General features: G+C 59.7%; 20 protein-coding genes. 12 read left to right on the forward strand and 8 right to left on the reverse strand.

The genetic code is table 11. From position 1 onward, the window contains the following. The first annotated feature begins 71 nt into the window (after nt 1-71). Entirely contained in the window at nt 72-368 is a 297-nt protein-coding gene (locus tag ACVWYY_RS02535; RefSeq protein ID WP_011432377.1) for a PipX family protein, read from the forward strand. Between the two features lie 67 nt (nt 369-435). Here the strand turns inward: ACVWYY_RS02535 and pheS are convergent, their stop codons facing one another. Together pheS and nrdJ are read right to left on the reverse strand one after the other, a co-directional pair. Continuing rightward, the gene (pheS, locus tag ACVWYY_RS02540) at nt 436-1437 is read right to left on the reverse strand and encodes a phenylalanine--tRNA ligase subunit alpha (protein ID WP_457402369.1); all 1002 of its coding nucleotides are present in this window, start codon (nt 1435-1437) and stop codon (nt 436-438) included. 133 nt (nt 1438-1570) lie between these two features. Further along, nucleotides 1571-5044: a ribonucleoside-triphosphate reductase, adenosylcobalamin-dependent gene (nrdJ, locus tag ACVWYY_RS02545; protein WP_457439502.1), complete on the reverse strand. Its 3474-nt coding sequence runs from the start codon at nt 5042-5044 to the stop codon at nt 1571-1573. Nucleotides 5045-5366: 322 nt separating this feature from the next. Between nrdJ and ACVWYY_RS02550 the strand changes: the two genes are divergently transcribed. From ACVWYY_RS02550 to ACVWYY_RS02565, 4 genes are all read left to right on the forward strand, one after another. Further along, nucleotides 5367-6581 (forward strand): site-2 protease family protein, encoded by a 1215-nt coding sequence (locus ACVWYY_RS02550; protein WP_457384075.1) that lies wholly within the window; start codon nt 5367-5369, stop codon nt 6579-6581. Between the two features lie 170 nt (nt 6582-6751). Beyond that, on the forward strand, nt 6752-8056 hold the full coding sequence (locus tag ACVWYY_RS02555; RefSeq protein WP_457402366.1) for a M16 family metallopeptidase: 1305 nt from the start codon (nt 6752-6754) through the stop codon (nt 8054-8056). Nucleotides 8057-8116: 60 nt separating this feature from the next. Beyond that, complete coding sequence (locus ACVWYY_RS02560; protein ID WP_457402365.1) at nt 8117-9406, forward strand: M16 family metallopeptidase; 1290 nt, start codon at nt 8117-8119, stop codon at nt 9404-9406. A 363-nt stretch (nt 9407-9769) separates the two neighbouring features. Then, nucleotides 9770-10834 carry an o-succinylbenzoate synthase gene (locus ACVWYY_RS02565; protein ID WP_457439504.1) on the forward strand — a complete coding sequence of 355 codons (1065 nt, stop codon included), beginning with the start codon at nt 9770-9772 and terminating at the stop codon, nt 10832-10834. Here ACVWYY_RS02565 and prfB read toward each other — a convergent pair. Further along, nucleotides 10831-11962, reverse strand: a protein-coding gene (prfB, locus tag ACVWYY_RS02570) for a peptide chain release factor 2 (protein WP_414344353.1) whose coding sequence is annotated in 2 segments (ribosomal slippage) — nt 10831-11889 and nt 11891-11962 — 1131 coding nt in all. Because the reading frame shifts where the segments join, the coding sequence is not laid out codon by codon here. The genes ACVWYY_RS02565 and prfB overlap by 4 nt on opposite strands. A 245-nt stretch (nt 11963-12207) precedes the next feature. Here prfB and ACVWYY_RS02575 point away from each other — a divergent pair. After that, the gene (locus tag ACVWYY_RS02575) at nt 12208-12609 is read left to right on the forward strand and encodes a DUF4359 domain-containing protein (protein WP_457402361.1); all 402 of its coding nucleotides are present in this window, start codon (nt 12208-12210) and stop codon (nt 12607-12609) included. A gap of 52 nt (nt 12610-12661) precedes the next feature. On the opposite strand, the gene ACVWYY_RS02580 is transcribed toward ACVWYY_RS02575, so the two are convergent. After that, nucleotides 12662-13801, reverse strand: coding sequence for a methyl-accepting chemotaxis protein (locus tag ACVWYY_RS02580; RefSeq protein ID WP_457439506.1), 1140 nt, complete (start codon nt 13799-13801; stop codon nt 12662-12664). 264 nt (nt 13802-14065) lie between these two features. After that, the gene (locus ACVWYY_RS02585; protein WP_457402357.1) at nt 14066-15283 is read right to left on the reverse strand and encodes an HD domain-containing phosphohydrolase; all 1218 of its coding nucleotides are present in this window, start codon (nt 15281-15283) and stop codon (nt 14066-14068) included. A 215-nt stretch (nt 15284-15498) separates the two neighbouring features. Between ACVWYY_RS02585 and pth the strand changes: the two genes are divergently transcribed. Both pth and ACVWYY_RS02595 read left to right on the forward strand, forming a co-directional pair. Beyond that, the gene (pth, locus tag ACVWYY_RS02590; RefSeq protein ID WP_457402355.1) at nt 15499-16173 is read left to right on the forward strand and encodes an aminoacyl-tRNA hydrolase; all 675 of its coding nucleotides are present in this window, start codon (nt 15499-15501) and stop codon (nt 16171-16173) included. 304 nt (nt 16174-16477) lie between these two features. After that, on the forward strand, nt 16478-17947 hold the full coding sequence (locus ACVWYY_RS02595) for a cation:proton antiporter (RefSeq protein WP_457402353.1): 1470 nt from the start codon (nt 16478-16480) through the stop codon (nt 17945-17947). Between the two features lies 1 nt (nt 17948). Here ACVWYY_RS02595 and ACVWYY_RS02600 read toward each other — a convergent pair whose 3' ends face one another. Further along, complete coding sequence (locus tag ACVWYY_RS02600; RefSeq protein WP_414350303.1) at nt 17949-18536, reverse strand: FHA domain-containing protein; 588 nt, start codon at nt 18534-18536, stop codon at nt 17949-17951. Between the two features lie 213 nt (nt 18537-18749). Between ACVWYY_RS02600 and ACVWYY_RS02605 the strand changes: the two genes are divergently transcribed. The 4 genes from ACVWYY_RS02605 to ACVWYY_RS02620 all read left to right on the forward strand — a co-directional run bounded on the left by ACVWYY_RS02605 (nt 18750) and on the right by ACVWYY_RS02620 (nt 21123). Continuing rightward, nucleotides 18750-18974 (forward strand): NAD(P)H dehydrogenase subunit NdhS, encoded by a 225-nt coding sequence (locus ACVWYY_RS02605; protein WP_011432364.1) that lies wholly within the window; start codon nt 18750-18752, stop codon nt 18972-18974. A gap of 34 nt (nt 18975-19008) precedes the next feature. Then, nucleotides 19009-19752, forward strand: a complete 744-nt coding sequence (locus ACVWYY_RS02610) for a low-complexity tail membrane protein (protein ID WP_457402350.1) — start codon at nt 19009-19011, stop codon at nt 19750-19752. 128 nt (nt 19753-19880) lie between these two features. Beyond that, nucleotides 19881-20675 (forward strand): hypothetical protein, encoded by a 795-nt coding sequence (locus tag ACVWYY_RS02615; RefSeq protein WP_457402349.1) that lies wholly within the window; start codon nt 19881-19883, stop codon nt 20673-20675. Between the two features lie 190 nt (nt 20676-20865). After that, entirely contained in the window at nt 20866-21123 is a 258-nt protein-coding gene (locus tag ACVWYY_RS02620; protein ID WP_011432361.1) for a DUF2949 domain-containing protein, read from the forward strand. 63 nt (nt 21124-21186) lie between these two features. On the opposite strand, the gene ACVWYY_RS02625 is transcribed toward ACVWYY_RS02620, so the two are convergent. Together ACVWYY_RS02625 and ACVWYY_RS02630 are read right to left on the reverse strand one after the other, a co-directional pair. Continuing rightward, nucleotides 21187-24396: an efflux RND transporter permease subunit gene (locus ACVWYY_RS02625; RefSeq protein WP_457402346.1), complete on the reverse strand. Its 3210-nt coding sequence runs from the start codon at nt 24394-24396 to the stop codon at nt 21187-21189. A gap of 61 nt (nt 24397-24457) precedes the next feature. Beyond that, a complete protein-coding gene (locus tag ACVWYY_RS02630; protein WP_457439508.1) occupies nt 24458-25756 on the reverse strand; it encodes an efflux RND transporter periplasmic adaptor subunit in 1299 nt (432 codons plus the stop codon). Between the last annotated feature and the right edge of the window lie 271 nt (nt 25757-26027).

The following is a 26027-nucleotide window of genomic DNA, read 5'->3' on the forward strand; positions in this document are numbered from 1 at the left end:
CCAGAACTTTCTCTGGCACCGACCGGGAAGAAAAGTCTCTCCTCTCCCCCAAGAGTGATACGCTATTGGGCATGAATGAGTTGTATCTGAATCACCCCACATTTGGTCTGCTCTACAGCCTGTGTCAGGTCGACGAAAATCAGGCTCTCTTCACCACTCTCTACGCCCAAAGGCTCTTTTTTCGGGTTTACTTCAGGCCGCCGGATAACAGCGGGGATCCTGCTGCCATGGAGGAGTTGGTCTTCGATCCGATTAGCCGTAATGAGGCTCGCCAGCTCATCGAAGAGCAAATGCGCCTGCTGCGCCGTGCTGCCCGCCAAGATGAGCTAGAACAATTGCAGTTGATCTACAAGCAAACCTTTTCCTGAAAGAGGGTTTTCTGAAGGTCTTGCAGGGCTCAGGACGAGGGTTTTGTTCCTCAGATAAGATAGCCACCTAAAACTGAGACAGAAAGCGCAGGTCGCTGGTATAAAACAGGCGGATATCCTGAATGCCGTGGAGGAGCATGGCCATCCGCTCAATGCCGATCCCTGCCGCAAATCCGGTGTAGCGCTCCGGGTCGTAGCCCACCGCTTGAAATACATTGGGATCCACCATGCCGCAGCCGAAGATTTCCAGCCATTTCGAGCCAAAGCGCACGTCCATCTCAGCAGAAGGCTCGGTAAAGGGAAAATAGCTGGGCCGAAAGCGGGTTTCTCGCTTGCCCAATAGGCGGGTGATGAAAGTGTTGAGGGTGCCCTTCAGGTCGGAAAAGGTGAGGTTCTCGCCCACCGCCAAAATTTCCATCTGGTGAAACACAGCGGAGTGGGTGGCATCCACGGTATCGCGGCGCATCACCCGACCGGCATGCACAATGCGCAGCGGCGGCTGGTGTTGCTCCATGTAGCGCACCTGCACCGAGGAGGTTTGGGTACGCATCAGGTAGCCATTGGCCAGGTAGAGGGTATCCTGCATATCCCGCGCCGGATGGTCGGCAGGGGTGTTGAGGGCCTCGAAGTTGTAGTACTCCGTCTCGAGCTCAGGCCCATGCACCACGGTGTAGCCCATTCCCACAAAGATATCGAGCATGCGGTCGATGGTGGCCTGCAGCGGATGGATCCGCCCCAGAGGCCGACGGGGCCCGGGCATGGTGACATCTAGGCGCTCTGCTTCTAGGCGGGCCAGCAGTTGAGCTTCGCCAAGGGCCTGTTTGCGCTGCTCCAGACTGGATTGGAGGGCCTCTTTAAAGGTGTTGGCCAAAGCGCCAATGGCAGGCCGTTCTTCTGGGGGCAGCTTCCCCATCCCCCCCAAGATTTTGGAGAGCTTGCCTTTCTTACCCAGGTAGTCGATGCGGATCTGCTCCAAAGCATCCAGATCGGCAGCTTGTTCCACTTGGGCGAGGGCCTCGCTTTGCAGGGTGAGAAGCTGTTGGCAAAGCGTGTCTTTTTCGTCTTGCATGGGGCCGATTCCAAGGGCAGAAGGGATCCCTGGGGTTGTGAGGAGTCCCTACAAAGGTATCACAGGAGGGAGCTCGGTCGCGCCTTTGCATCCGATGGGGTTGGTCAGCAGCAGGGGGAACCCTTTTGGGGAACTAGCTCTGAGGCGCCGAATCTGGCAACAGACACCCCAAAGCATCACACCCCGCCGGCCCCTCTGCTGTCAGGGTCAGGTTGCGGTCGTAGCGGGCCAGGGCCGCGAAGAAGTTATCTGTCCGCCGTCTCTGCTTGACCTCGGCCACCAGCCGCTCATAGGTGGGCTTGTCGATTTTCTCAAAAGGCAGGCGGGGGAAGGGGGCATCGAAGCGGGCCAGCAGCGCTGCGCTGATGTAGCCCTCGTCGTCGCGGATGGCTTCGTAGATACGGGATCCCAGAGCTTCCACCTCGTCCTCCCGCAGCTCGATGGTGGCGGAGGTGTTGTGGGTGGTGTAGTACTTCTGAACCTGCATATAGAAGTCAAACTGGGCCAGGGCCGAGAATTGCTCGATCTCGATCTGGCCAGCACCGGGCAGGTTGGCCCATTCTACTTCCACAGGCAGTTCCACCAGCCATTCGGTACAGCGGGGATCAAAGGGGTCGTTGAGCAAGTTCCCGTTTTCATCTTTGTCCGCCTGAGCAGGTACCACCGAGTAGCCATAGTCCAGACAGGCCAGCGCCACCGGGTCATTTTTGGCAAAGGTGATGCGGCGGATGTAGCGTTGGGCTTTGGGCGGGTGCCAGCCGGGAGAGGCGTTGGTGAGCAGCGACTTGGTGCCGGCGGGCTGAACCGTGGTGCAGCGGTTGGGGCGGCGCAGGCTGTGGCGGTCGCAGTAGTCCCAGACCACGCGGTGGACGATCTCCTTCCAGCGGCTGAGGTATTCCCGCTCCTGCTGCTTGAATTCCTTCCCGATGGGGGTATCGGGTCTCCCTTCCTGCCACCAGCGCAGCCATTCAACCCCAAAGGCTTTGACGCAAAAGTCGAACAGGCCTGTGAACGAGACGCCGACGATGGGATCCCATTCCCGCGAGCGCTGGAAGCGAGGTTCCACAAAGTGGTGGTGGAGCAGAGCTGCCACCGTGAGGGCTCCCGCCGTGAAGGCGTCTTCCTGCTCCTGCCAGTTCTGGGGATCCAGCCGGTTGAGGTGGATCTCGGCCAGATTGCAGTGGAAGTCGAATCCGATGATCTCGCCGCAGTTGTGGACGACTAGCCCGTTTGCATCAAAGCAGCTGGGGCCGGGCACGGTGCAGTCATAGACCGGTTCCACCCCGTCAGGCTCCAGCGCTGCAACCGTGACGGCAAACCGCTCTCGGTTAAGCCGGGGCTGATAGCTGCCCAGCAGTTCGCCTAGCTTCTGGGCTTTGCGGGGTTCGCGGAAGCCCACTACTGCTTGAAACTGGTGCAGGTTGTCCTTAGTGATAACCAGCTCGTGAGCGATAACCAGCTCGTGAGCGATAACCAGCTCGTGCTGCGCGGCTGGCTGGCGCTGGCTGGCGGGCAGCAGGTGATATCCAGCGGGACGGATGGCCGAGACAATCCCCAGGCGGGCAAGCATGCGCTGCACGGCTTTGAGGGTGTCCAGGTTGCTTTGGGAGAGCCGCACGCTAAGCCCCTGCACGCTGCCATCGGCATCAAACAGGCCGCACAAGAAGCCGCGGTGGAAATCGCAGCTGGTGGCCTCGACTGCCGCAGTCATTTCTTTCTGTCCTGGAGCTATGCCGAACTTGGCCGCCAGTCTTGCCAAGCCGGTGGAATGGATAACCCGACACTTCAGCTCAGGGTGATACCAGGTCTCTGGCCGGCGAGGTTCGCACCCCACCGCAGTTTGCAACCGCTGAACCGCATATGGGTTCATCTCGTCTTGGGTATCCTGCCAGTGGCGCAATACAGCTGTGTCGTTCCACTGGGTCGTCGCAAGGCTGCCGTTGCCCAACCAATTCCCCAGGAGCCAGCCTTCCTCCCAGGTTCCCTCACCATCCCACGGGGTTAGATGGCGATGGTTGTGCAGCAGGATGCGGTCGCCCGGGCGCAGGTCTTCTGCCGGCACCCATTCGGTGTACTGTGCTTTTGGGGTCTGGGCGATGACCTTGAGAACCCGATGGTTGCCTGTCAGCCGCAGAGAAAACCCCTCCTCGGTCAACAGCTTGAGCACGGGCTTGGTGCCAGAGTAGAAGAACCCGGCTGGCGTGGTGCTGAATAGCTCGCCGTTGACATAGGTGCTGTGCTGCTTGCCGATAAGGTCTTTCACCTGGCGCGGGCCGTCGCCGGTATGGATCCAGGTGTCGGCCGTAACGCAGGGGTTCAGCCCGTACCGTTGTACCCTATGCCATGCCGGGGGTTGGAGGAACGGAGAGTCGGTAGCTGCCTGCCGCTCTTCTATCCAGCGTCCGGCTCCCTCTGGCCCCTGCGAGGCATAGACGTCGAGGAACTCCCGCTTGAGCTCTGGGGTGTTGAGCAGGTCGGCGTTGGCCCGTGCTACGGCTTCCCCGGCCCACTGGATGGCGCCCTCACCGGAGTAAAACTGCTTCCGCACGGCCTCAACACATTCTTCCCGCGTCGGCTTGCGGTGAAACACCCGCGTGTGGTTGGCCATGCGCAGGGCATCTCGCTCGGGATCAATTCTCCAGTTGCCGTTTTCGTCCTGCTGCCAGAGGTTGTCTTTGGCGGTGGATCCCAGCTGGTCGTCGGCAGCAAACTGACGAATGCCAGCGCTACGACGAATGTTTCCCGCCACCACCACCACCGCCGCCTCGTCGATGAGCAAACAGCACTCCACCGAGTTCAGTTGCCGACCTACCGCCCTGTTGAGGATGGCGGCACAGCGCTCGTACAAGCCGGGCAGCTTAATGGGGTTGGCTACGCCCCCAAACCCTTTCAGCCGCTCCCCAGCCGGGCGGACATCGCTCAAGTCCACTGTCACTTCCACCTGGCCCCCAAAGCTGGGATCCGACGCCAGCTCCAGCAGCGCTTGGTAGGACTCCACCCAGCCGCGGCGACTGTCTCCCACCTGGATGTGCACCTGGGATCCCTGCCGGTGGATGCGGGTGTGTTCCTGCCGCTCTTCGGGAGGGGTGGCGCCGATGGATCCCTTGACGTGAACCTGAAGGCGGTTGAGGATGGGAGGCAAGCGGTTGATGAATTGGGGTTCCAGCACCGCTCCCGTGCCGCAGCCCATCATGGCCAGATCCATCATCAGGCCAAAAGCCTGCCAGTCCACCACCGCCAAACTGGTGCAGTTGTAGGCGCCGGAGAAGTTTTCCGGCTTCTGGATCCAGTCGGTGCCCATCACCCACAAGGCTCGACCGGAGATCAACGCCTTCAACTGCCGCTGCAGACGTTCTACCAACTGCCGCTCCTGAGGGGTGAAGCGCCCCAACCGGGCAATATCGGCCAAGGTGCGATCGCAAACCTCGCTCCAAGTCTCGCGGCTGCCATCTGGGCGGCGACGGCTGTAGGTGCGGTAGAACACCGGGCTGGCCGCCGGGGCTGTGGCCGGAAACTCGCCCAGAGGCAGGGATCCCGTCGTTTCAGCGGGATCAAGTCCCTGTACTTCTTTGCTCTGTTCGCCTGAGCGGGACGAAGTCCACACCATAGCCACACCTCTTCTGCAAAGCTCGGTAGTTCCGACTCTTGAGCGCCGGTCGGCAACCCCGCCAACCCAATGCCCAACCACGTTATCACAATCTTCAGGGATCCGGTGTTGTAGGTAGTGTTGTGCTCTGAGAAGATCTTTAAGAGCCTCTAGGGATAGGGCAGGCCCGCTGTCTGCCGGGGGAGCCGCAAGGGAACGGAAGGCCCGGCAGAAGGGCTACAGTGGAGGAGAGGGATCCCAAGTTAAGGGGCTGCTTGTCGTCTTCAACGGCACCTTCCTGGGCCTTCTCCCCAGTGAGAGCTGTGTAAGGAGTTGTATCGTCATGACCAGTCGCCTGCGCATCGGTAGCTTGTGGGGGATCCCCTTTTTCATCGACTACACCTGGTTCCCGGCGGCCCTCCTGCTGGTGCTCTCCTACGGGGTGTTGACGGCGATGGGGTTGTTTCTTTCTCTGCTGGCCCATGAGTTGGCCCACAGCTTGGTGGCCCGCGCCTATGGGGTACGGGTTAACTCGATAACCCTATTTATTTTTGGGGGTATGGCGGCGATTGAGCGGGAAGTTCCCCGCCCCCTTGGGGCTTTTTGCGTGGCGGTGGCAGGCCCTCTCCTCAGCTTGGGTCTGTTTGTTTTCTTCAGCGTGGCCCGGGCTTGGGCTGTGCCGGAGTCGATGCTGGCCTCAACCCTCACCAGCTTGGCTGCCATCAACCTGACGATTGCCCTGTTTAACCTGCTGCCGGGCCTGCCTCTGGATGGGGGGCAAATGCTCAAGGCGGCCATCTGGGGTTGGACAGGGGATCGGCAAAAGGGTATGCTGTGGGCGGCCCGAGCCGGCCAGGGGGTGGGCTGGGGTTTGGTGGGGCTAGGTCTGCTGGTGGTATTTTGGGGGAGCCTCAACGGCCTCTGGGTGGGGTTGATCGGCCTGTTTATTTTGAACACCGCCCGCCGCTACAGCCAGTACGCGCAACTGCAGCAGGTGCTGGCCCGCCTGAAAGCTGCAGATGTGATGACCCGCCAGTTTCGGGTTTTGGACGCGAACATGAGCCTGCGGGAGTTTGTGGATCGCTATCTGGTGCCTTCTTCTCTCAGGCCGGAAGCCCCAACTCAACCGGCGGACGTTTATTTTGCTGAGGAAGATGGCCGCTACCGTGGGCTGGTCAGGCCAGAATTGCTCAACGACATCGAGCGCAGCCAGTGGGATCGCCTCACCCTCAAGGCTATTCTCAAGCCGATGGAGCAACTGCAGGGGGTACGAGAAGAGACCCCCATTCCCCAGGTAATTCAGATGATGCGCCAGGCAGAACCCCGCCGCATTTTGGTTTTCACGCCCACTGGTGCCATTGCCGGCTTGATCGACCGGGGGGATGTGGTGGCCATGGCTGCCCGGCAGTTGGGGGTCGTGCTGCCCCAAGAGGTGGTGCAGCGGGTGCGCGATAGCGAAGAATGGCCCCCTGGATTTCAGGTGGAGGACAATCTGGCCGGAGAGGGATCCCCCAGTCTGGCTTGGCAGGGATCCCCGGATCTGCGCAATGAGCCTTAGGGGGATGTCTGGACAGGGAGCAGCCCAAGGTACCTAGGTTCTCCCTCTACCACAAAAGGGGTTGGGATCTGCAAGGTGGGGAGAGAAGGCCGAGAAAAGTAGTCTCAGATACTATTTCCGGGAGACCCTCTCCATCTACAATTAAGACTGTTCTCCATCAGTTAAGAATTTTGAACCGCTCTCCTCGTCTTTTGCCCGCCTACACCCACCGACTGAGCAACGGGTTAGGCGTTATCCTTCATCCCATCCCCATTGCCGATTCTGTAACCGTTGATGTCTGGGTACGGACAGGCGGACGCCATGAGCCGCCGGAGTGGCTGGGCCTATCCCATTTTTTGGAACACATGGTGTTTAAGGGCAGCGAGCGGCTGGCCCCTGGTGAGCTGGATTGGGCCGTGGAAGGACGGGGCGGAGTTACCAATGCTGCCACCGGCCAAGACTACACCCATTACTACATTACGGTGGCTGCTGCTGACCTAGCGGATACCTTGCCCTACTTGGCAGAGGTGGTTTTGCGGGCCGGGATCCCGGATCCAGAGTTTGAGCGGGAGCGGCAGGTGGTTCTGGAGGAAATTCGCCGCGCCGCCGACAACCCTGATTACACGGCCTATCAGCTTTTGATGCAGACCGCCTATGGGGAGCATCCCTATGGACGACCGGTGTTGGGCACACCGGAAAGCTTGATGCAACTGACCCCTGAGGTGATGCGCGCTTACCACCGCGCTTGGTATCGGCCTGAATCCATGACGGTGGTGGTGACGGGTGGCATCGATCCCGAGCGGGCGTTGGCCTTGGTGGAGGAGCAGTTTGGCAGCTCTGCTGCTGGGCCAGCACCGGCCAGCCCCCCCATCCCGCCCCAGCCTCGTCCCCAAGGGATCCTGCGCCGGGAGAGCGACCATGCCCGCTTGGAGCAAGCCCGTCTGAAATTGGCCTGGCCTACCGTTGGCATTGACGATTGGCAACAAGCCTGTGGCCTGGAGATGTTGGCTTCTCTGCTGGGAGATGGCCGTACTTCGCGGCTGGTGCATCTGCTGCGGGAACAGCGGGGCTGGGTGAGGGCCATTGGCTGTTCTTCGCTGGTGTTGAAGGAGGGGGGACTGTTTTGTATCGGCGCTCAGCTGGAGCCGAAGGATGTGGCGCGGGTGGAGGCGACGATCCTGCACGAGATCGAAAAGCTGCAGCAGGATGGCATCGGCCAAGCAGAGTTGGATCGCACCCGGCGTATGCTCATCCATGAGTTTCTGTTCTCCGCCGAGTCCCCCAGCCAATTGGCGGGCATCTATGGCTACTACGAGACACTGGGCGGGGTGCAGCGCATTCAAGAGTACCTGGAGCTGTTGCAATCTTTTACCCCGGCTCAGATCCGGGAATTGGCCCAGCAGTACTTGTCTCCGGAGGCCTATGTGGTCACCGTTCTCAAGCCGACTGCCCTCGATCCAGCAATGGCCTCGGAGCTGCAACTGGCCTGTCGGTGAGCGCTGCCTCGACGCTCTGGACTCTTGACTTTCGGATTTTGGACGGGATCCCTTGCCTGCATGAACTCTGCTCTGCTTGCCACCCAACGTGGCCGTTTACAGCGCGTCCTTTTGGCCAATGGCATCACGCTGTTGCTGGGCCAGAACCCAACGGTGGAGATCTTAGCTGCCCACTGTTTTTTCCGCGGTGGTAGCCGGGCAGAGCGGCCGCAACAGGCGGGGGTGAGCCACTTGATGGCGGCTGTCCTCACCAAGGGCACGCATCGGCGCAACTCCCAGGCCATTGCTGCTGCGGTGGAATCGCTGGGAGCCTCGCTATCGGTGGACAGTTCTGCCGACTATTTCGAGGTGAGCCTGCGCTGTGTGGCTGCCGATTTCCCGGAGTTGCTGGATTTGCTTGCGGAGACGCTGCGGGATCCCAGTTTTCCTGAAGAGGAGGTGGCGCGAGAGCAGGCGTTGATGCTGCAGGCCATCCGCGCCCAACAGGAACGGCCCTTCAGCTTGGCTTTCGAGCAGGTGCAACAAGCCCTCTATGGGGATCATCCCTACGCTCTGCCGGGGTTGGGACGGCTGGAAACGGTGGGATCCCTGACCCGCGAGGATTTGGTGGCCTATCACGCGGCCTACTGTCGTCCAAATGGAATGGTGATGGTGGTGATCGGCCCAGAGCCGCCGGAGCAAATGGCTGCCCAGGTGGAAGCGGCTTTGGGGGACTGGGTTGTTCCCGGCCCCTCTCCAGAGGATCGGGATGTTCCCCTGCCCCCTCTGAGGGATCCCCAACTGCTGAGGTTGCCCCAGCCCACTCAGCAGACGACGATCTTGATCGGGTTTCGCGGATCCCCTGCTGCTTCTGCGGATTATCCGGCCCTGAAACTGTTGGCCACCTACTTGGGCAGCGGTCTATCCAGCCGTCTGTTTGTGGAACTGCGGGAGCGCTGTGGCCTGGCCTATGAGGTCTCGGCTTTTTTTGCCACCCGCCGGGATCCCGCCCCTTTTGGGGTTTACATGGGCACTGCAGCAGAGAACACCCAGGTGGCTCTGGAACGCCTACAAGCAGAAATCCACCGTCTGCAGGCCAATCCGCTCGACCTGGTAGAGGTGGAAATGGCGCAGCGCAAACTTCTGGGCCAGTATGCCCTCAGCAAACAAACCAATGCCCAGGTGGCTCAACTGGCGGGCTGGTACGAGATTTTGGGCTTGGGCATGGAGTTTGACCGGCAGTATTTGCAGAGGGTCAGGCAACTCACCCCAGAGCAGCTCCATCAAGCCGCAAAAACCTACCTGACCCCCCCGGCCATTGCTCTGGTGGGGCCGGAAGCCGCCTTGGCAGAGGTTGAGCTGGTGTTTTAAGCTGAGCAAACCATGAGGAAAACTAAGATCTGGCAAACATGGCCATTTCGATTCAAACGGGGACATTGCGCCCACACCTCAATAAAACACCTAAATAAAAAATGTTGAAAATGTTGAATGCGCAGTGCCGGAAAGCTTTTTTAGGAGCCCATGTGTCTCACCCTGGCCTGAAGTAACCATAACTCTGGATTGAGGTCACGATTGTGGGTCAATCTCGAGATGTCCAAGAAAACGATGGGGATCGTTTCTGAATAGCAGCCCTCTGAGAAAACTGGCGTTTTTCCTTTCTTTATCTTGCTTGAGCTTTTTGTGGCTGGTAGGCACAGCAGATCATCTGCAGGGGATACCCAAAAAGAGGGATCCGTGCCGCTTGGGCGGCTGGAAAAGCGGTTTTCCTTTGCGTTTTGCCCCTACTGGCGTCCCTTTCGGCGGCCCCTGCGTACCCACCACGGACTGTGGTCCGTGCGCGAAGGGATCCTGATCCGACTTACAGATCGGGAGACAGGCTGTCAGGGATATGGGGAAATTGCTCCCATCCCTTGGTTTGGCAGCGAGACCTTAGAGCAGGCTCTGGCGTTTTGTCGGCAGTTGCCCCCTCTTTTGTCGGAGGCGCATATTTTGGGGATCCCAGAAGCACTGCCGGCCTGCCGGTTTGGGTTGGAAGGCGCTTGGCTGGCCTGTCGGGATCCCGATTGGTTGAACAAGGATCTCTCTCTACTCTCTTTCTGTGAACTTTTGGGGGAGACCCTGCCGCCGGAATCTTACAAGGACTCCTACAAGGACTCCGTCCCACTCACGCGGTCGGTGTACAAGCTCAAGGTGGGGAGGGATCCCATGCAGCAGGAGTTGGAGAAGCTGGAGCAATGGCTGGAGCGGTTGCCACCAGGATCCCATCTGCGTTTGGATGCCAATGGGGGACTAGGGCTTGCGGAGGCCCACCGGTGGCTGATGGTTTGTGATCGGCTCAACCAGGCCTCGCCGGTCAAGATTGAGTTTTTGGAGCAGCCTCTGCCGCCGGATCAGCACGCCCATCTGGTGGAGCTCAGCCGCCAGTACCAGACCCCCATTGCTTTGGATGAATCGGTGGCCTGCCTGGAGCAGTTGCAAGCGATCCATCGGTCAGGATGGAAAGGGATCCTGGTGGTGAAGCCATCTTTGGTGGGCTCCTGCATCGCGCTGCGAGAGTATCTCAGCCGCCATCCCGGCCTGGATCTGGTTTTTTCTTCGGCGCTGGAGACTGCCATCGGCGCCTGGCACGGGTTGGCTTGGGCGGGATCCCTGCAAGCCAAAACCGCCTCTCCCCGGGCCGTGGGATGGGGGGTAGGGGAGTTTTTCCAGGAAGGGGATCCCCTGACCTTGACCCAGCTCTCAGCCCAGGAGCGGGCTGCCCTCATACAGGCGGTGTGGGAGCGCTACAGCCGGCCCTAGACTGCGGCGGCCTGTTGTTTGGCGTATTCCTGCCGCAGATAGGCCTGGATAAAATGCATCAGCTCCTCCGGCTCGCCGTTCATAAAGGCCTCGACATTGTAGGTTTCGGCGTTGGTGCGGTGATCTTTGATCAGCTTGTAGGGATCGAAGGTGTAGGTGCGAATACGCCCCCCAAAGCCCTGAGTCACCATCTCGCCGCGAATCTCGGCCAGCTTTTGTCTGCGTTTTTCTTCTTCCATCTCGATCAGCTTGGCCTTCAAGATCTGGATGGCCCGCTCTTTGTTTTGCAGTTGGGAGCGCTCCTCGGTGCAGCGCACGGCAATGCCGGTGGGCTTGTGGATCACCCGCACCGCTGTTTCCACTTTGTTCACGTTTTGGCCACCTGCCCCACCTGAGCGGGAGGTCTCGAACTCCAGATCTTCCATCTTCAGCTCATACTCGCTTTCCTCTTCCAGAATCGGCATCACCTCTACGCCAGCAAAGCTGGTTTGCCGTTTGCCGTTGGCGTTGAAGGGGCTGATGCGCTCCATGCGGTGGTTGCCCTTCTCGGCAGAAAGATACCCATAGGCGTAGGGGCCTTCGATCAGCAGGGTGGCGGACTTGATGCCGGCTTCAGCACCTTCGGAGTATTCCGAGAGGCTGACCTTGTAGCCCTGGTTTTCGGCCCAGCGGGTGTACATTTTCAGGAGCATTTCCGCCCAGTCCTGGGCATCGGTTCCCCCTGCGCCGGCGGTGATGGTGAGGATGGCACCGTTTTTGTCGTAGGGGCCGGAGAGCAGTTGCTGCAGCTCCCACTGGCCCAACTCCCGCTCCACCACTGCCAGGGATCCTGCTGTCTCGGCTAGGAGTTCTGGATCGGGCTCTTCTTGGAGCAGCTCGAGGGCGCTGGCGGCATCTTCCAGGCGATCCTTCCAGCGGTGCACCTGATCCCAGGAGGCCTTGAGGCTGTTGAGCTTTTGCAGGTGGCGGCGGGCTGCCTCTACATCATTCCAAAACTGCGGCTGCGAGGCTTCTTGCTCTAGGATGGCAATCTGTTGCTCCAAGTGGGGCAGGTCAAAGATAGTCCTGAGCGTTGCTCAGGCGCAAGGTGAGCGATTCTAGGGTGCGTCTTAGATCGGCAAGTTCCATAGAGAGCAGCAAGCTGTTTGCGCGTCGGATCCCATCCTAACCTGTGGGCCGGCAACTCAATCAAGGGATGGAGCCCTTCTGTGGGGCAGTTCCTGGCCGTTCCCATTGCAACAGCATTGCGATCCCTTGTCCATAGCAACAACCCCGCCAGAGGCAGGACGGAGTCCTTTGGCTTCTGCCGAAAGATCCCTGTTGAGGTGGCTCAAGCTTATAGCAGAATAAAGAATTCGGTTTCGGAGGCTGCGATGCTGAAGGTCTTTTCCTTGCTTTCCGGGCTGGTTTTGGCGGGAGGAGTGGCTGCTTTGGCCATCACCAATCCCACCTTAGAAGAGTACGGAACCTATGCAGGGCAACAACTGGCCGCCTACGCTACGCGAGAATACTGCGCTCAGATCCCGTCTTTCTTGGTCACTTTGATTGAGGAATGTCATGCCCTTGTCCGAGAGCTCCAGCCCGAACTAGAAGCTCTGTTCATGCGCCAAACCCGCCGGCAGAATTTTATCCTTTTCAGCCTCTACACCACCGATTTGTCGTTGCTCAACTTTGGCCCGCTGGGGATTTCCTTGCCCACCTACCACTTTGAAACCCTTGCCGTGGCTGGGCAATTTTATACTTATGAGATTCGAGAGGGGAAAGTTGACCCCTAGCCACCATGGCAACCTCAGGCTCTCAGGATCCAGAAGAATCTCAAAAGTTCGGCTAGATCTGGGCTCGTTCCAACAGGGTTTGCAGCTCTTCCAGGGCCAACTGGGCCGACTGGGCCTGCTGGTAAAGGGATTGCACCACCTCAGCGCTGCTCTGGGCCGATTGCAGTGTGGATTGGCTCTGGCGCTGGATACGCTCTGCTAGGCCGCGAATGCGGTTGCTGGCCTCAGTGGTTCGCCCGGCCAATTTGCGGATCTCCTGGGCAATAGCTCCAAAGCCACCGGCACCACCGCTGCGGTTGGCCTCTACAGCCGCATTGAAAGAGAGCAGGCGAATGTATCCTGCCACCTCTACGATCAAATCCACGATGGTGTTGATCTCCTTGAGCTCCCGCGACAACTCCTGGCTGTTGTCGGCAATTTCCTGAACTAGGCCGCGTACGGCTTCCACGCCTTCAAAGGTAGCGGCAAAGGTGGATTTGCCTCTCTCAGAGAGCACAGAACTGATTTCAATGATGCGGGCGTTAAGGCGAGCCAACTCCTCGGAGCGCTGTTGGGCCCGCCGGCGTTCCATATCTAAGGCCAGGTTTTGGTTGAGGATCTCGGCTTTTTGCCGCTCCAGATCCCGGGCATACTGGAGGCTGCGGTTTTTTTCCTGCTCCAGCTCTGCCAAGATCCTTTTCATCTCTTCCTGCTGCTCTTGTAGCTTGCGCTGGGTGGCCAGATGCACCTGAGCCTGGGCCACCAATAGCACCGGCACATCGAGAAGGCGGTAGTCCTGGGATCCCAGTTGAACCACCACTGGGTCGTAGACGGTCTCTTCGGGCCGTTGGAAAGCTCGGTCGGCTGCTTGGATGACATCGCAGTCGCCGGGGAGCAAGAGAAAATCCCGGCTATGGAACTCTACCATGGAGCTGATGGGCCGCTTCAAAAACACATCCAGGCCGTAGGGCTTGCTGAGCATCCACTCCAGAATGGCGCGGCGGGTCAACATTCCCCGCACCTGTGACCGCTCGTCCAGCACGATGACTCCTGAAAGGCTGCTGTCATCTTCTAGGCGGCGCACCACGTTCTCACAAGGGGTGGACTCGCTCACCTGAAACTCCACCAAGGCCAAGTCACGCAGCTTGGTGTTGATCGATAGGGTAGGAGTGGGTGGATTTGTCAGGGTAGCCATCACAGGGATCGTCGGCACACGTTGGGTACAGATGGGTTGGATGCTAATGTGTAGAGTAACACAAAAATTCGGCCCTAAATCGGCCTTTGATGGGGTGATTCCTGCAGAAAATCGACCACCTTCAGTTTGCCCTGGGATCCCACCTTTTGCCCATAAGATTCTGCGGGATTGTACGGAAAGGATGGCCTGGGATCCCTTCTTTGCGGTTTGCTGGGACGGATCCCTTTGGAGCTGAATGTTCTGGGTTGGTATCTTGGATCCCTGATTGATCTGGAGCTGGATTTAGCGGGTTTCTTGATAGCGGTGGTAGATTTCCAGAATTTCGCTGCGTCCTCGGTTAAAGGCGGCCACCACTTGCGGGTCGAAATGGCTGCCGCTGTTGTCTTCTACAAACTGAAACACCTCCTCCAGATCCCAGGCTTCTTTGTAGGGGCGACGGCTGGCCAAGGCGTCGAAGACATCGGCCAAGGCCACAATCCGTCCCTCTAGAGGGATCCCTTCTCCTTTGAGGCCGCGCGGATACCCACTGCCGTCGAACTTCTCGTGGTGGGTAAGGGCGATGATGGCGCTCTTTTGCATCAGCTCGGAGTCGGACTTGCTGAGAATTTCGTAGCCGATCTCAGGGTGACGGTTCATGATCTGCCGTTCTTCTGGGGTCAGGCGCCCCGGCTTTTGCAAGATGGCATCGGGGATCCCGATTTTGCCCACATCGTGCATGGGACTGGCGTAGAAGATCAGCTCTTGCTCATGGCTGGAGAGGCCCAAGTGCTTGGCGATGATGCGAGAGTAGTTGCTCATCCGCTTCAGGTGAAAGGAGGTATCTTGATCCCGGTATTCTGCGGCCAGAGACAGACAGAAGATGGTCTCGAAGTGGGCAGATTTGAGTTCTTCCCGCAATTGGACGTTTTGATAGGCAACCGCCGCCTGGGAGGCCAAGGCTTCTGCCACGCTAACTTCCAGCTCAGAAAAAGGTTGGCTCCACTCAGCCACCTGGTCAGGAGCTAGGGGGGTGGGGTGATCCGGCTTTAGGCGGTTCAACAGTTGTAGGGCGCCGAGGATCTTTCCTGAGGGATCCCGCATGGGCACAGTGAGCAAGGAGCGGGTGCGATAGCCGGTCTGCCGATCCACCTGTGGGTTAAAGGCATAGGGCCGGTCGGCGGGCAGGTGGTAGACATCTGGCAGATTCAGGCTCTCCCCGGTGAGCACCACGTAGCCCACAATGCTGGAAGGGCTGAGGGGCAAGCGCAGATCCCGCAGCTCCTCATGGCGGTTGACCACGAAAAAGCGCAGTTCCTCCCCCTCTCGGACAAAAAGGCTGGCCCCATCACAGTGGGTCAGTTCTCGGGCTTGAGCAACAATCAACTCCAGCAGCCGCTGCAGATCCGTTTCTGAGGAGAGGGCGATCCCCACCTGAATCAGACGCTGGCTGAGGCGCAGGGCATCCGAGGCATCGAATTCGGTTGTGCTGGGGTGAAGACCGAAGGGGGTGGGCAGGCTCATAGCAGGGTTGGTCAGAAGCGTTCACAATGAGCGTTGACAATAAACAATGGCAGAGTCATGGGCGGCGAGCCATTTGCCCCCAGGGATCCTCACCGCTGTCCCGACTCAGTCCGGCTGGGTATCTGACACCTTCGGGGCGACCAGCAGCCCAAAAACACGCCAACACCACTCAAAGCAGCGATGCCTTACTTTAGCTCGAGGAGGCGAGAAACGTTGTGACCCAGGTCAAGCCCAAGGGAACCGATGAGATTTCCCTGCAGCTTGTTGTGGGCTTGGGCAATCCCGGCCCTCAATACGCCAATACCCGCCACAATTGCGGCTTTATGGTGGTGGATCGGCTGGCGCAGCGCTGGGGGATCCCGTTGGTTTTGGAGAAGCGGTTCCAAGGCAGCTACGGAGAAGGGTTTGCCCTGGGAGGAAAGCGACGCTTGCTCAAGCCGGAAACCTACATGAACCGTTCCGGCCAATCGGTGCGGGCGGTGCTGGATTGGTACAAGTTAGATCTCGCCTCTGTGCTGGTGGTGTACGACGACATGGACTTGCCGCTGGGTCGTCTGCGCCTGCGGGGATCCGGTTCTGCCGGTGGGCACAACGGCATGAAGTCCATCATTCAGCACTTGGGGAGCGAGGCGTTTCCACGGCTGCGTTTGGGGGTGGGCAAACCCAGGGGCAGCCAAGATGTGGTCGGGCATGTGTTGGGGGGATTTGCGCCTGCAGAACAAGAGGTGCTGGAGCGGGTGTTGAATACGGCGGTAGAGGCCGTGGAGTGCTGCTTGCAAGAGGGACTGATGACGGCCATGAACCGCTTTAATCCTCTGGATCTGTCTGGGCCATCGTCCGATTTGGATGGATCCAATCCTGCACCGGGCCAAGGCGAGGCTTCCTCCTAAGGAGCAGCTTGTCCTGGATTGCCGGCTCCGAGGGGTCTTCCAGGAGAGGGCGCAATAAACGCTTCGTCCTGCTCAGGGGAGCGGCTGTGAAGATGATAGTCCAGATAAGTGCCAATTATCTGGAGTATAAGAGTGCCTATCTGGGCGTTGCCAACAGTTCCCAAGGGAGGTTAGCTTCTGTAACAGTCTTCCAGCAGAAGGGCGAAAGGAATGGGAACGGCAGCGTTCCCACCAGGGCCGGCCCGAGACAAAAAGCTGTTCATCATTTGAGGGTGAGATCTTGCTGTTGAACAACCTAGATTCAGTGTTGCTTGCTGTTGAAGCCGCTGCCCCCCTTGAACCGGAAGGGGCTGCCAATCTTTTACCCCTGATCTTGGCGGCGGTGCTGATGGCTCTGGTGGTCATCTATCTGGCCAGCCGTATTGCCGGAGAAATCGCCGTTCGCCTCGGCTTTCCGCCGGTGCTGGGAGAATTGCTGGGGGGCGTCGCGGTAGGGGCCTCCGCTCTGGGGTTGCTTGTCTTCCCAGAAGGACAAGTTTCCGGCCAAGAGCTGCACACCTTGGCTCAATCCTCAGCACTGATGCAATTTCTGCAAGCCACTGCCGGACTCGACGAGGGATCCCTGGTACAGGTGTTCTCCTCCCAAAGCCAGATCATCGACATCCTCTCCGAGATCGGGGTGATCATCCTCTTGTTTGAAATCGGCCTCGAGTCGGATCTGGCCGAGCTGTTGCGGGTCGGCCCTCAAGCCGCAGCCGTAGCCGTCATCGGGGTCGCTGTGCCTTTCCTGGCCGGAACCCTGGGCTTGCTCTACCTGTTTCATGTGCCCGTTATCCCCGCCATATTTGCCGGCGCTGCCCTCACAGCAACCAGCATCGGCATCACCGCCCGCGTCTTGGCCGAGCTGCAAAAACTCACCTCCCCAGAAGGACAGGTGATCATCGGCGCCGCCGTCTTGGATGACGTGTTGGGCATCATCATCTTGGCCGTAGTGGCGGGCTTGGCCAAAAACGGAGAAGTCAACCTTTCCGATATCGGCATCATCATCCTCAGTGCCATCGTCTTCTTGGTCGGCTCCATTGTTTTGGGGCGCCTTCTCAGCCCCTACTTTGTGGCCCTTCTCAACAGCCTGAAGACCCGAGGTAACCCCCTTCTGCCCGCCCTTGTGCTGGCCTTTCTGCTGGCTTATGTGGGGCAAATCATTCATCTAGAAGCGATTTTGGGCGCCTTTGCCGCTGGCTTAATCTTGGCCGAAACCGAGAAACGGCAAGAGCTGGAAGAACAGATCAAGCCCATTTCCGACCTACTGGTGCCCATCTTCTTCGTCTGCGTTGGGGCCAAAACCAACCTTGCCGTACTCAACCCCACCCTCCCCGTCAACCGAGAGGGGCTGATCATTGCCGTCTTCTTGATCGGAGTTGCCATTGTGGGCAAGCTGGCAGCGGGCTTGGGGGCCTTTGGCAAGCCGGGCATCAACCGCTACGCCATCGGAGTGGGCATGATTCCCCGGGGTGAGGTGGGCCTGGTGTTTGCCGGTGTGGGGGCCGCCAGTGGGGTTCTCTCCGATGCCCTCGATGTCAGCATTATCGTCATGGTGATTGCCACCACCTTTGTCGCTCCCCTCTGGCTGCGGGGAGTGTTGATTGGGGAAGCCAACTCCCCCTCCCTCCTGGACTTGCAGGCAGAAGCGTCAGAGCAAGAGCGCAAAGGCGGCGCCGACGAGACCGCGTCATCGCTCCCAGACTCAGAACGGGTGGGCATCCCCGAGGGTTAAGTTATCTCAGCTTCCCCCTCAAACGCCCCCAGAGCGTCTGCAACAGCAGCCGCAGCGGATTGCGGCGTTGAGGCTTCACGTCAATTCTCTCCGTCGTCTCCTCTTGGGGCAAAATTGCCTGCATCGAGGGCGGATCAAACCGCTGCATGGTTGTGGAGCGCCGATCCACCACCTCCGCCTTCACGCTGCGAAAGCTTACAGACTGGAGATACCGCTGAAAATCTTCGTCTGACAACTGGCGAATGCAGTACTGCATCCGCACCTGATTCCCCAACAGGATCTGATCCCCATCCTTGAGATCCCAGCTCAAACATCTCTGCCCATTCACCGAGACGCCGTTGGTGCTGCGCTTGCCCTCGATATTGCCGTCCAGCAGCCGGTAGGTATACTGGCCATCTTTTTGGGGTAGCCGCAGCAGCAGCGCGTGTTGCCGGGAAACCGCCGCCGAATCGATGACAATCGCATTGCTGGGATCCCTGCCGATGGAATAGGTGGCAGCACTGAGGGCCACAGCCCGCCGTCCTTGTTCATCATCGATCACCAACACATGCCAGATTTGGGAGGGGGAAGACTGTGCGCCGGTAGCCATGGTCTGGGGCCTTGAGGGGGAGCTGGGTTGACCGTCGAAGTTGCAGTACAGGCTCCTTTCCCGTTAGCGGGCTGGCAGCCACACCTCAGCCATTGCCCAACCCTCGGCGAACCGCTGTGGGAAGAAGCTCAACGAGGGGGAGACTCGGCAAGAGAGGGGCTTTCCCCCATAATAGTAAGGCAGAGCTTCTGCAAAAAAGAGGATAGCTGAAACGTGAACACGACTCCAACCCCAACTCTCCTCGAAGCCCTTCCCCCGATCTACCCCGGCGTTGCCGTGCGGGTCATCAACCCCAACGACACCTACTACTGCTTTGAGGGCCAGGTACAGCGGGTTACCGACAACCATGCCGCTGTCCTCTTTGAAGGCGGCAACTGGGATAAATTGGTCACCTTCCGCCTCACAGAATTGGAAGTGGTGGACAAATCCCGCCCCTAGCCCTGCTCTCCCCTGTCCCTTTTGGCATCTCCCCATGCGCAGCCATTGGCAGGAACCTTTCCTCTGGATCCATGCCGCCGGCATCCTCCTCTTCCCCTTGTGGGTGGGGCTGACCCTGATCGGGCTGGCCACAGGGGATCCCCTCCTGCCGGTGGGGGCGGAGCAGGCTTGGGTGGCCGTGGTGGGCATTGGGCCGGTCTTTGCCCTGCAGTGGCGCAAGCCATTGGATATCTTCAGCCTGTGGGTGGCCTCTGTCCCCCCGGAAGAACTCACCCTCGAGCAGCGCCGCATCTTGGCCGCCTTCCTCAGCCCCGAACATAAGATTTTGACGCTGTTGGCGGCAATCCTGATGCTGGAAGTCGGTGAGCGCCTCTACGACTTTGCCCCCCTCTTTGCCCCGCTCACCCCTGGCAACGGCACCCGCCTGGCCGGCCTGGCCATAGCCGCCTTCGGGTTTTGGGGATCCAACCTATTCTTGCAGATCCCCATTGCAACGATACGGGTACTCCTCCTCAGCGAGCCGGAGCTGGCTCAAATGGATCCCGTCCCCGTCGAAGAGATCGAAAGCCGCTTCTCCGTCCTCGGCGATCGCCGCAGCCCACTCCTGCAACGGCTGTTGCGCCGCATCTCCAGCCAGGATTCAGAAGGCACCTCGAAAGACCAAAAAGACAAGGTTAAAAACAGAGCGGCAGAAAACCCCCAGCCGGAATCCGAGAAGCGGGATCCCTCTGGGGAAGTTGCCATGCCGGCCCCTGAAACTCCCCCCGATCCCACCTAAGGCAAGCTTCCGCAAAAGCTGTAGCTCAATGTTAGATTGGAAGCAATCCAAGTAGATTGGAAGCAATCCAAGCCCTGTGAAATCCAACCATCGGCATTCCCCTGATCTTCGAGGCTACCGCACCGGCAATGGCGAGCAACTTTTCTTTCCGCTTCAAGCAATTTACCCAACGCCTCAGAGAAACCACCCAACTTCCCCAGTTTTTCACCGATCAAGCCACCAGTGAAACCCAAAACCTCGCTCGGGAGTTGGCTTTGGTTGGGGAATACGCCACTCAGCTTAGCCAAGTGGTGATGGAGGTGGACTTTCTCAACCAGCTCTACACCCGTCTTTTGAACGAGCGGGAAGTGTTGCAGCAGGAAAAAGATCACTTGGAAGCGCGGGTCTTTGAGTTGCAACAGGAACGCAACGAGACGGAGCCCCAGGTGATGTATTTGCGAGAGCAGCTCAGCCAGGCCAGCTTTCAACTGGAACAAACTCAAAACCGGGAACGCAGCCTTAGCGAGCGAGAACGACAGTTGTCGGAAATTGTAGCCCAACTGGAGCGACGGCGGGCTGTACTCAACCAAGCCATCGAAAACCTCACCAATCAAGAGGCCGATTACACCGTTCGCACCAAAGAACTGGAGGCGGTCGTCCAGGAAAACGAAAAGAAAGCCAAGCAGTACCTGGAAGCTGCCAACCACTACCGCGCCTACCTGGAAGAGCTCAATGCGCAAGTGCAAGAAACGCAAGCCAAGCTGAGAAGCCTTGGTGTCGAGCCCAAGCCCGCCGACCTGCCTCGACTTGAGGATCTGGAAAAACCCACCCCCATCCCAACGCCACCCCCTGCCTACACGCCTCCTCTCCCCCAACAGCCCCCTCCACCCCAGCAGAGTGGCTATTGGTCAGATAGTCCCTTCGACGACGACCCCTGGGGATAGACCGTCCTGCCAGGATCTATAAGCCAGCTTTGCGATAAAGCTCAGTCCTCTCTGCCCTAACCGGCCTTGGGAGGGCCTGGGTGGTCACATACCCTGGAAGAAACCTGTTGCAAGGGATCCGCAGGATCTCCAGAATCAGTACGAGGATCCCGATCCTCGACATTCAATCCTTTCCTGCCCGGCCAAACCTATGGAACCGACCCTGCCGGATTTACAGGCCCTCAGCCAATGGGATCGACAGTTCTGCCAGTTTGCTGAGCAGCAACAGCTCCTCAAGCCCAAACAACTGGCTCTGGCCCTGAAGATCCAACGGCAGCAGCACGGCCCTCTAGCCTTGATCCTCTGGCAGTTGGGCTTTGTGGGCCTGCAACACCTGGCTCAGTTCTGGGAAAAAATGCCCAGCGAAGCCGAGTCCGAACTGCTCGAGGACAGGGCCTGCGGTGGATGAAAGGTGCCCCCTTCCCCCACTCGCTTTTCCGCCAGAAGAGAAGAAGCAAGCAGATCCCTCTTGCTACCCAACGCTGTCGCCACCAGGCAGCAGATCCTTGGGATCCTCCGGCGGCGGCAAATGCGCCAGATCCACAGGTGAAGGGGATCCCCCCAAAATTCGCACCTGGATCCCCTTGATCACGACATAGAGCACCGGCACCACCAGCAAACTGAGCATTGTCGAGACGAACATGCCGCCGATCACCGCCGTGCCCAGCGACTGACGGCTGGCTGCCCCTGCGCCCGTGGCCACTGCCAGCGGGAAAATGCCAAGTATGGTGCTCAAGGCCGTCATGAGAATCGCGCGGAAGCGGGTCTCTGCCGCCTGCACTGCAGCCTTAACCAGTGGGATCCCTTGGGCAACCAACTGGTTGGCAAACTCCACAATCAAGATGGAGTTTTTGCTGGCCAGCCCGATCAACATCACCAACCCGACTTGGCAGAAGACGTCGTTGGTCAAGCCCCGCAGCAGTTGCGCCAAAAGAGCCCCAAGAACCGCCAGCGGCACCGCCAACAAAATGATCAAGGGATCCACATAGCTCTCAAATTGCGCCGCCAGCACCAGGAAGACGAACACCGAGCCCAAAGCAAAGATCAGCGGCGCCTGTCCTCCCGACTCGATTTCTTCCAGCGACAGGCCCGACCACTCGAAGCCAAACCCCTGCGGCAACAACTGGGCGGCTAGAGTTTCCATAGCCCGAATCGCTTGCCCTGAGCTAAAGCCCGGCAGGGCGCTGCCCTGAATTTCCACCGAGCGGAAGAGGTTGAAGTGGTTGATGATGGCCGGGCTGGTGGTCTCCTCCACCTGAACCAGGGTGCTCAACGGCAAGAGCTGCCCCTGCCCACCCCGCACGTAGAACTGGCCGATGCTTTCCGGGTTACCTCGGAATGCTTGATCCGCCTGCACATAGACCCGGTAGTTGCGGTTGAACAGGTCGAAATCATTGACGTAGGTGCCCCCCAGCAGCGTCTGCAGCGTGCCGAAGACATCCAACAGAGGGATCCCCAACAACTGGGCCATTTCCCGATCCACCTGTACTTCTAGCTGCGGCGAATTGGCGTTGAAGGTGGGCGGGTTAATCCGCAAGCCCAAGGGGGGTTGGCCCGGCGGGGGCGGCGAGTTGCCCACAAAAAACAGGGTGTTGGCCGTCTGCTCCAAGAGGTTGAAATCGTTCACCCCCCGATCCTGAAGCTGGAAAGTAAACCCGCCCGCAACCCCCAAATTGGGAATGGCCGGCGGCAGGATCGGGATCACCAATGCGCGGCTGATCCCGCCCAAAAAAGGCCCAAATAGCCGGTTGACAATCGCTTGCGCCGATTGCTCCGGTTGCCGCCGCTCTTCCCAGGGCTTGAGGGTGGCAAAGATCAGCCCATTCCCCGGCGAGGGCCCGGTAAAGCTGAACCCCCCCACGATCACCCGATTTTCGATCTCAGGGATCCCCTCCAAAATAGCGGCGGCCTGCCGGATCACCCTGTCGGTATAGTTGAGGGAAACCCCCGGCGGCCCCTGGACAATGGTGATGAAAAAGCCCTGATCCTCATCCGGCACAAACCCCGTCGGCACAATTTGGAACAGCCAGTAGGTGAGGCCCAAACAGGCAATAAACCCCGTCACCACCAACAGCCGCAGCTTCACCACCAGCTCCAGCAGGCGGCAGTAGGCCGCTCGGATCCCTTCCACGGCGCGGTCAAACCAGCGCAGCAGCCAAAACATCTGCTCTGAGCGGGGGCGAATTAGCAGCGCCGACAAAGCCGGAGCCAAGGTAATGGCATTAAACGTGGACAGCGAAACCGACACGGCAATGGTGACGGCAAACTGCTGGTAGATGCGACCGCTGGTGCCAGGAAAGAAAGCAACAGGCACAAATAGTCCCAGCAGCACCAGCGTCGTGGCGATCACCGCCCCCAACACCTCATTCATCCCCGCCGAGGCCCCCTGCAGAGGCCGCATGCCGCGGTCGCGGATGTAGCGGGAGATATTCTCCACCACCACAATGGTGTCGTCCACCACCAAGCCAGTGGCCAGGGTGAGGCCGAACAGAGTCAAAGTGTTGATGGAAAAGCCAAACAGGCGCACAAAGGCGAAGGTCCCCAGCAGCGCTACCGGGATGGTGATGGTGGGAATGAGGGTGATGCGCCAATCCTGCAAAAAGATAAACAGCACCAACACCACCAGGCCAATCGCCTGCAACAGAGTGAAAATCACCTCCTGCACCGACTCGGTAATGAACAGGGTGGCGTCGAAAGGGATCTCGTAGATCAAGCCGGGCGGAAAACTCTCCGCCAGCTGCGCTAACGTCTGCCGCACCTGCCGCGACACCTCTAGGGCGTTGGCATCCGGTTGTTGGGTGATGGCGATCCCCACCGCCTCCTGCCCTCCGATGCGGAAGAACGTATCGTAGCTTTGGGCCCCCAGCTCTACCCGGCCCACATCGGCAATGCGCACCAAGCTGCCATCGGCGTTGGCCTTGAGAACGATCTGGGCGAACTCCTCCGGCTGCGACAGCCGCCCCGTGGCCTGGACGCTGATCTGAAACTCCTGATCCGGGGGGCTGGGCTGGCCGCCAATTTGGCCGGCGGGCACCTGGATATTCTGCTGGCGCACTGCGTTTACCACATCCAGAGCTGTCAGACCATAGCTGGCCAGCCGCGTCGGATCCAGCCAGATGCGCATGGCATAGGTGCGCTCCCCGAAAATGATGACATCGCTGACGCCGCGGATGCGCCGCAAAGCATCCCGCACAAACAGCTCCGCGTAGTTGCTCAAAAACAGCTCGTCGTATTCCCCCGCCTCTGAGCGCAGCGCCAACACCAGCACAAAGGCGCTGTCGCCGGCCTTTTCCACGCTGATGCCGTTTTGGATCACCTCCGCCGGCAGCCGGCCCTGGGCCCGCGCCACCCGGTTCTGCACATCCACAGCCGCCGTGTCCAGATCCCGATCCGGGCTGAAGGTAACGGTGATCTGGCTGGTGCCGTTGCTGCTGCTCACCGAGGCGATAGACCGTATACCCTCGACGCCGTTGATCTCCTGCTCCAGCACATTGGTTACCGCCGTCTCCACCGTCTCGGCGTTGGCCCCAGGATAAACAGCAGTCACCCTCACCGCTGGCGGCGCCACCTGTGGGTAGTAGTCCACCGGCAGTAGGGGAATGCTCACCGCCCCCACCAGCACGATCAGGATGGAGCAGACGCTGGCAAAAACAGGGCGGCGAATGAAAAAGTCAACAAACATAGTCCAGCACAGTGAGGAGTGAAAGGGGATAGCTGAGTTGGGAAACCGCCGGAGAGAGGACCTAGGGCGGGGATCCAGGAGGTCTCCCTCCCCCTTGTGGCTGCATCCTCTGCTGAAAAAGCACCTCATCGACAATCGGGGCACCATCGCGGATTTTCTGCAGGCCGCTCAGCACAATTGGCTCATTGGCCTCCAAACCCTCCAGCACCTCATAGCTGTTTCCGTAGATGGATCCCAGCTGCACCGGCCTTTGCACCGCCACCGCCCCCGGGGGCATGCCCTCTGCTGGCGGCTCCGTTGTCTGCACCGTGTAGACAAAGGTTTGCGCCCCCAAGCGGGCCACCGCCGTCACCGGCACCAGCAAGGCCGGCCGCTCCTCCCAGATGACCCGAGTCCGCACAAACTGGGCCGAGCGCAACTGGCCGGCAGGGTTCTCCAGAAGAGCCTTGGCCAGCACCGATTGCGTGGCGGCGTTGGCTTCGGGAGCAATGAAAGAGATTTGGCTGCTGCCGATCACCTCGCCGCGGCTATCCAGGATCTGCACCGGCGTGCCAATGCGCAGCTGGGGGGCCCGCTGCAACGGGATGTTGAGGTTGAGCTCCAGCGCCTGGGTTTGGGTCAAGGTGGTCAAAACCGTCTGAGGCGTCACGTAGTCCCCTTGCCGCACCAAAACATCCCCCACAATGCCGGCAAAGGGAGCTGTAACCTGGAAAAACTGCAGTTGCACCTGTTGCCGCTCCGCCTCGGCCTGGGCTTGCTGCACCTCCCGCTCTGCCCGCAAGATCGCGGCCTCCTGAGCGCGGATCTGCTCCTGTTGCGCCGCCAAAGCCGCCTCCGCCTGGCGCAGGTCGCGGCTGGATTGATCCGCTTGCGCCTGGCTGATGGCCCCCTCGGCCAAGAGGCGCAGGTTGCGCTCGTGCTGCTCCCGGGCAAACTCCGCCGCTGCCTCCAGCCGCAGCCGATCCGCCCGCAACTGGCTGAGCACGGCCCGGCCGCTCTCCAGGTTGGCTTGGGCTGCGGCAATCCCCGCCGTTTGGCCGGCCACCGCCGCCTGTTGCTGCCGGCTGTCGATCTCAAAGAGAGGGGCTCCGGCAGCCACCTGGGATCCCAGCTGCACCAACACCCGAGTCACCTGTCCGCTCACCTGGGGCCGGATACTGGCCACCTGCTGGGATCCGAGGCTGGCCATGAACTCTGAAGTCTCTTCGATTTGCTGTTCCTCTACCCTGCCGACGGCCACTGGTGTGGGTTGGCCTTCTCCGCCCCCTTCACCCCCCATGCTGCGAGGTGGCCCGCCGGACCGGCAAGCAGCTACCAAGAGAGAAAGGCACAACAGCGGCAGAGCTGTTCGCAGTTGCATCGTGAACCTGCCTCCCTAACGGCTATCCCAACAGAGGGATCCCACCTCTGCATTGACTCAATCAACCAGGGTACTGAGACTGTGCCCTGCTGCGCCTGTGCAAAAGCGCTGGCCATCCTTCCCAATCCAGAGCTAGGGTGGATGCGTGACATCCTCCCGGCGCTCGTCCTGTGGATAGAGCGCGGGCCACCCTTCCCGTCAGCAGGACGGAGTCCTTACCTCGCGGTCGGGCATTCCTGCCCCACGCCACTTGTCTGGGTCTACAACCCCC

It is taken from the genome of Thermostichus sp. MS-CIW-34 (assembly GCF_054060435.1).

Bases quoted from the DNA above. Each gene is read 5' to 3' on its own strand.
- pheS (WP_457402369.1), bottom strand. From the start codon at position 1,437: ATGCAAGACGAAAAAGACACGCTTTGCCAACAGCTTCTCACCCTGCAA.
- ACVWYY_RS02620 (WP_011432361.1), top strand. From the start codon at position 20,866: ATGGAACCGACCCTGCCGGATTTACAGGCCCTCAGCCAATGGGATCGA.
- ACVWYY_RS02575 (WP_457402361.1), top strand. From the start codon at position 12,208: ATGCTGAAGGTCTTTTCCTTGCTTTCCGGGCTGGTTTTGGCGGGAGGA.
- ACVWYY_RS02550 (WP_457384075.1), top strand. From the start codon at position 5,367: ATGACCAGTCGCCTGCGCATCGGTAGCTTGTGGGGGATCCCCTTTTTC.
- ACVWYY_RS02610 (WP_457402350.1), top strand. From the start codon at position 19,009: ATGCGCAGCCATTGGCAGGAACCTTTCCTCTGGATCCATGCCGCCGGC.
- ACVWYY_RS02560 (WP_457402365.1), top strand. From the start codon at position 8,117: ATGAACTCTGCTCTGCTTGCCACCCAACGTGGCCGTTTACAGCGCGTC.
- ACVWYY_RS02625 (WP_457402346.1), bottom strand. From the start codon at position 24,396: ATGTTTGTTGACTTTTTCATTCGCCGCCCTGTTTTTGCCAGCGTCTGC.
- ACVWYY_RS02615 (WP_457402349.1), top strand. From the start codon at position 19,881: ATGGCGAGCAACTTTTCTTTCCGCTTCAAGCAATTTACCCAACGCCTC.
- ACVWYY_RS02630 (WP_457439508.1), bottom strand. From the start codon at position 25,756: ATGCAACTGCGAACAGCTCTGCCGCTGTTGTGCCTTTCTCTCTTGGTA.
- nrdJ (WP_457439502.1), bottom strand. From the start codon at position 5,044: ATGGTGTGGACTTCGTCCCGCTCAGGCGAACAGAGCAAAGAAGTACAG.
- ACVWYY_RS02535 (WP_011432377.1), top strand. From the start codon at position 72: ATGAATGAGTTGTATCTGAATCACCCCACATTTGGTCTGCTCTACAGC.
- ACVWYY_RS02600 (WP_414350303.1), bottom strand. From the start codon at position 18,536: ATGGCTACCGGCGCACAGTCTTCCCCCTCCCAAATCTGGCATGTGTTG.
- ACVWYY_RS02585 (WP_457402357.1), bottom strand. From the start codon at position 15,283: ATGAGCCTGCCCACCCCCTTCGGTCTTCACCCCAGCACAACCGAATTC.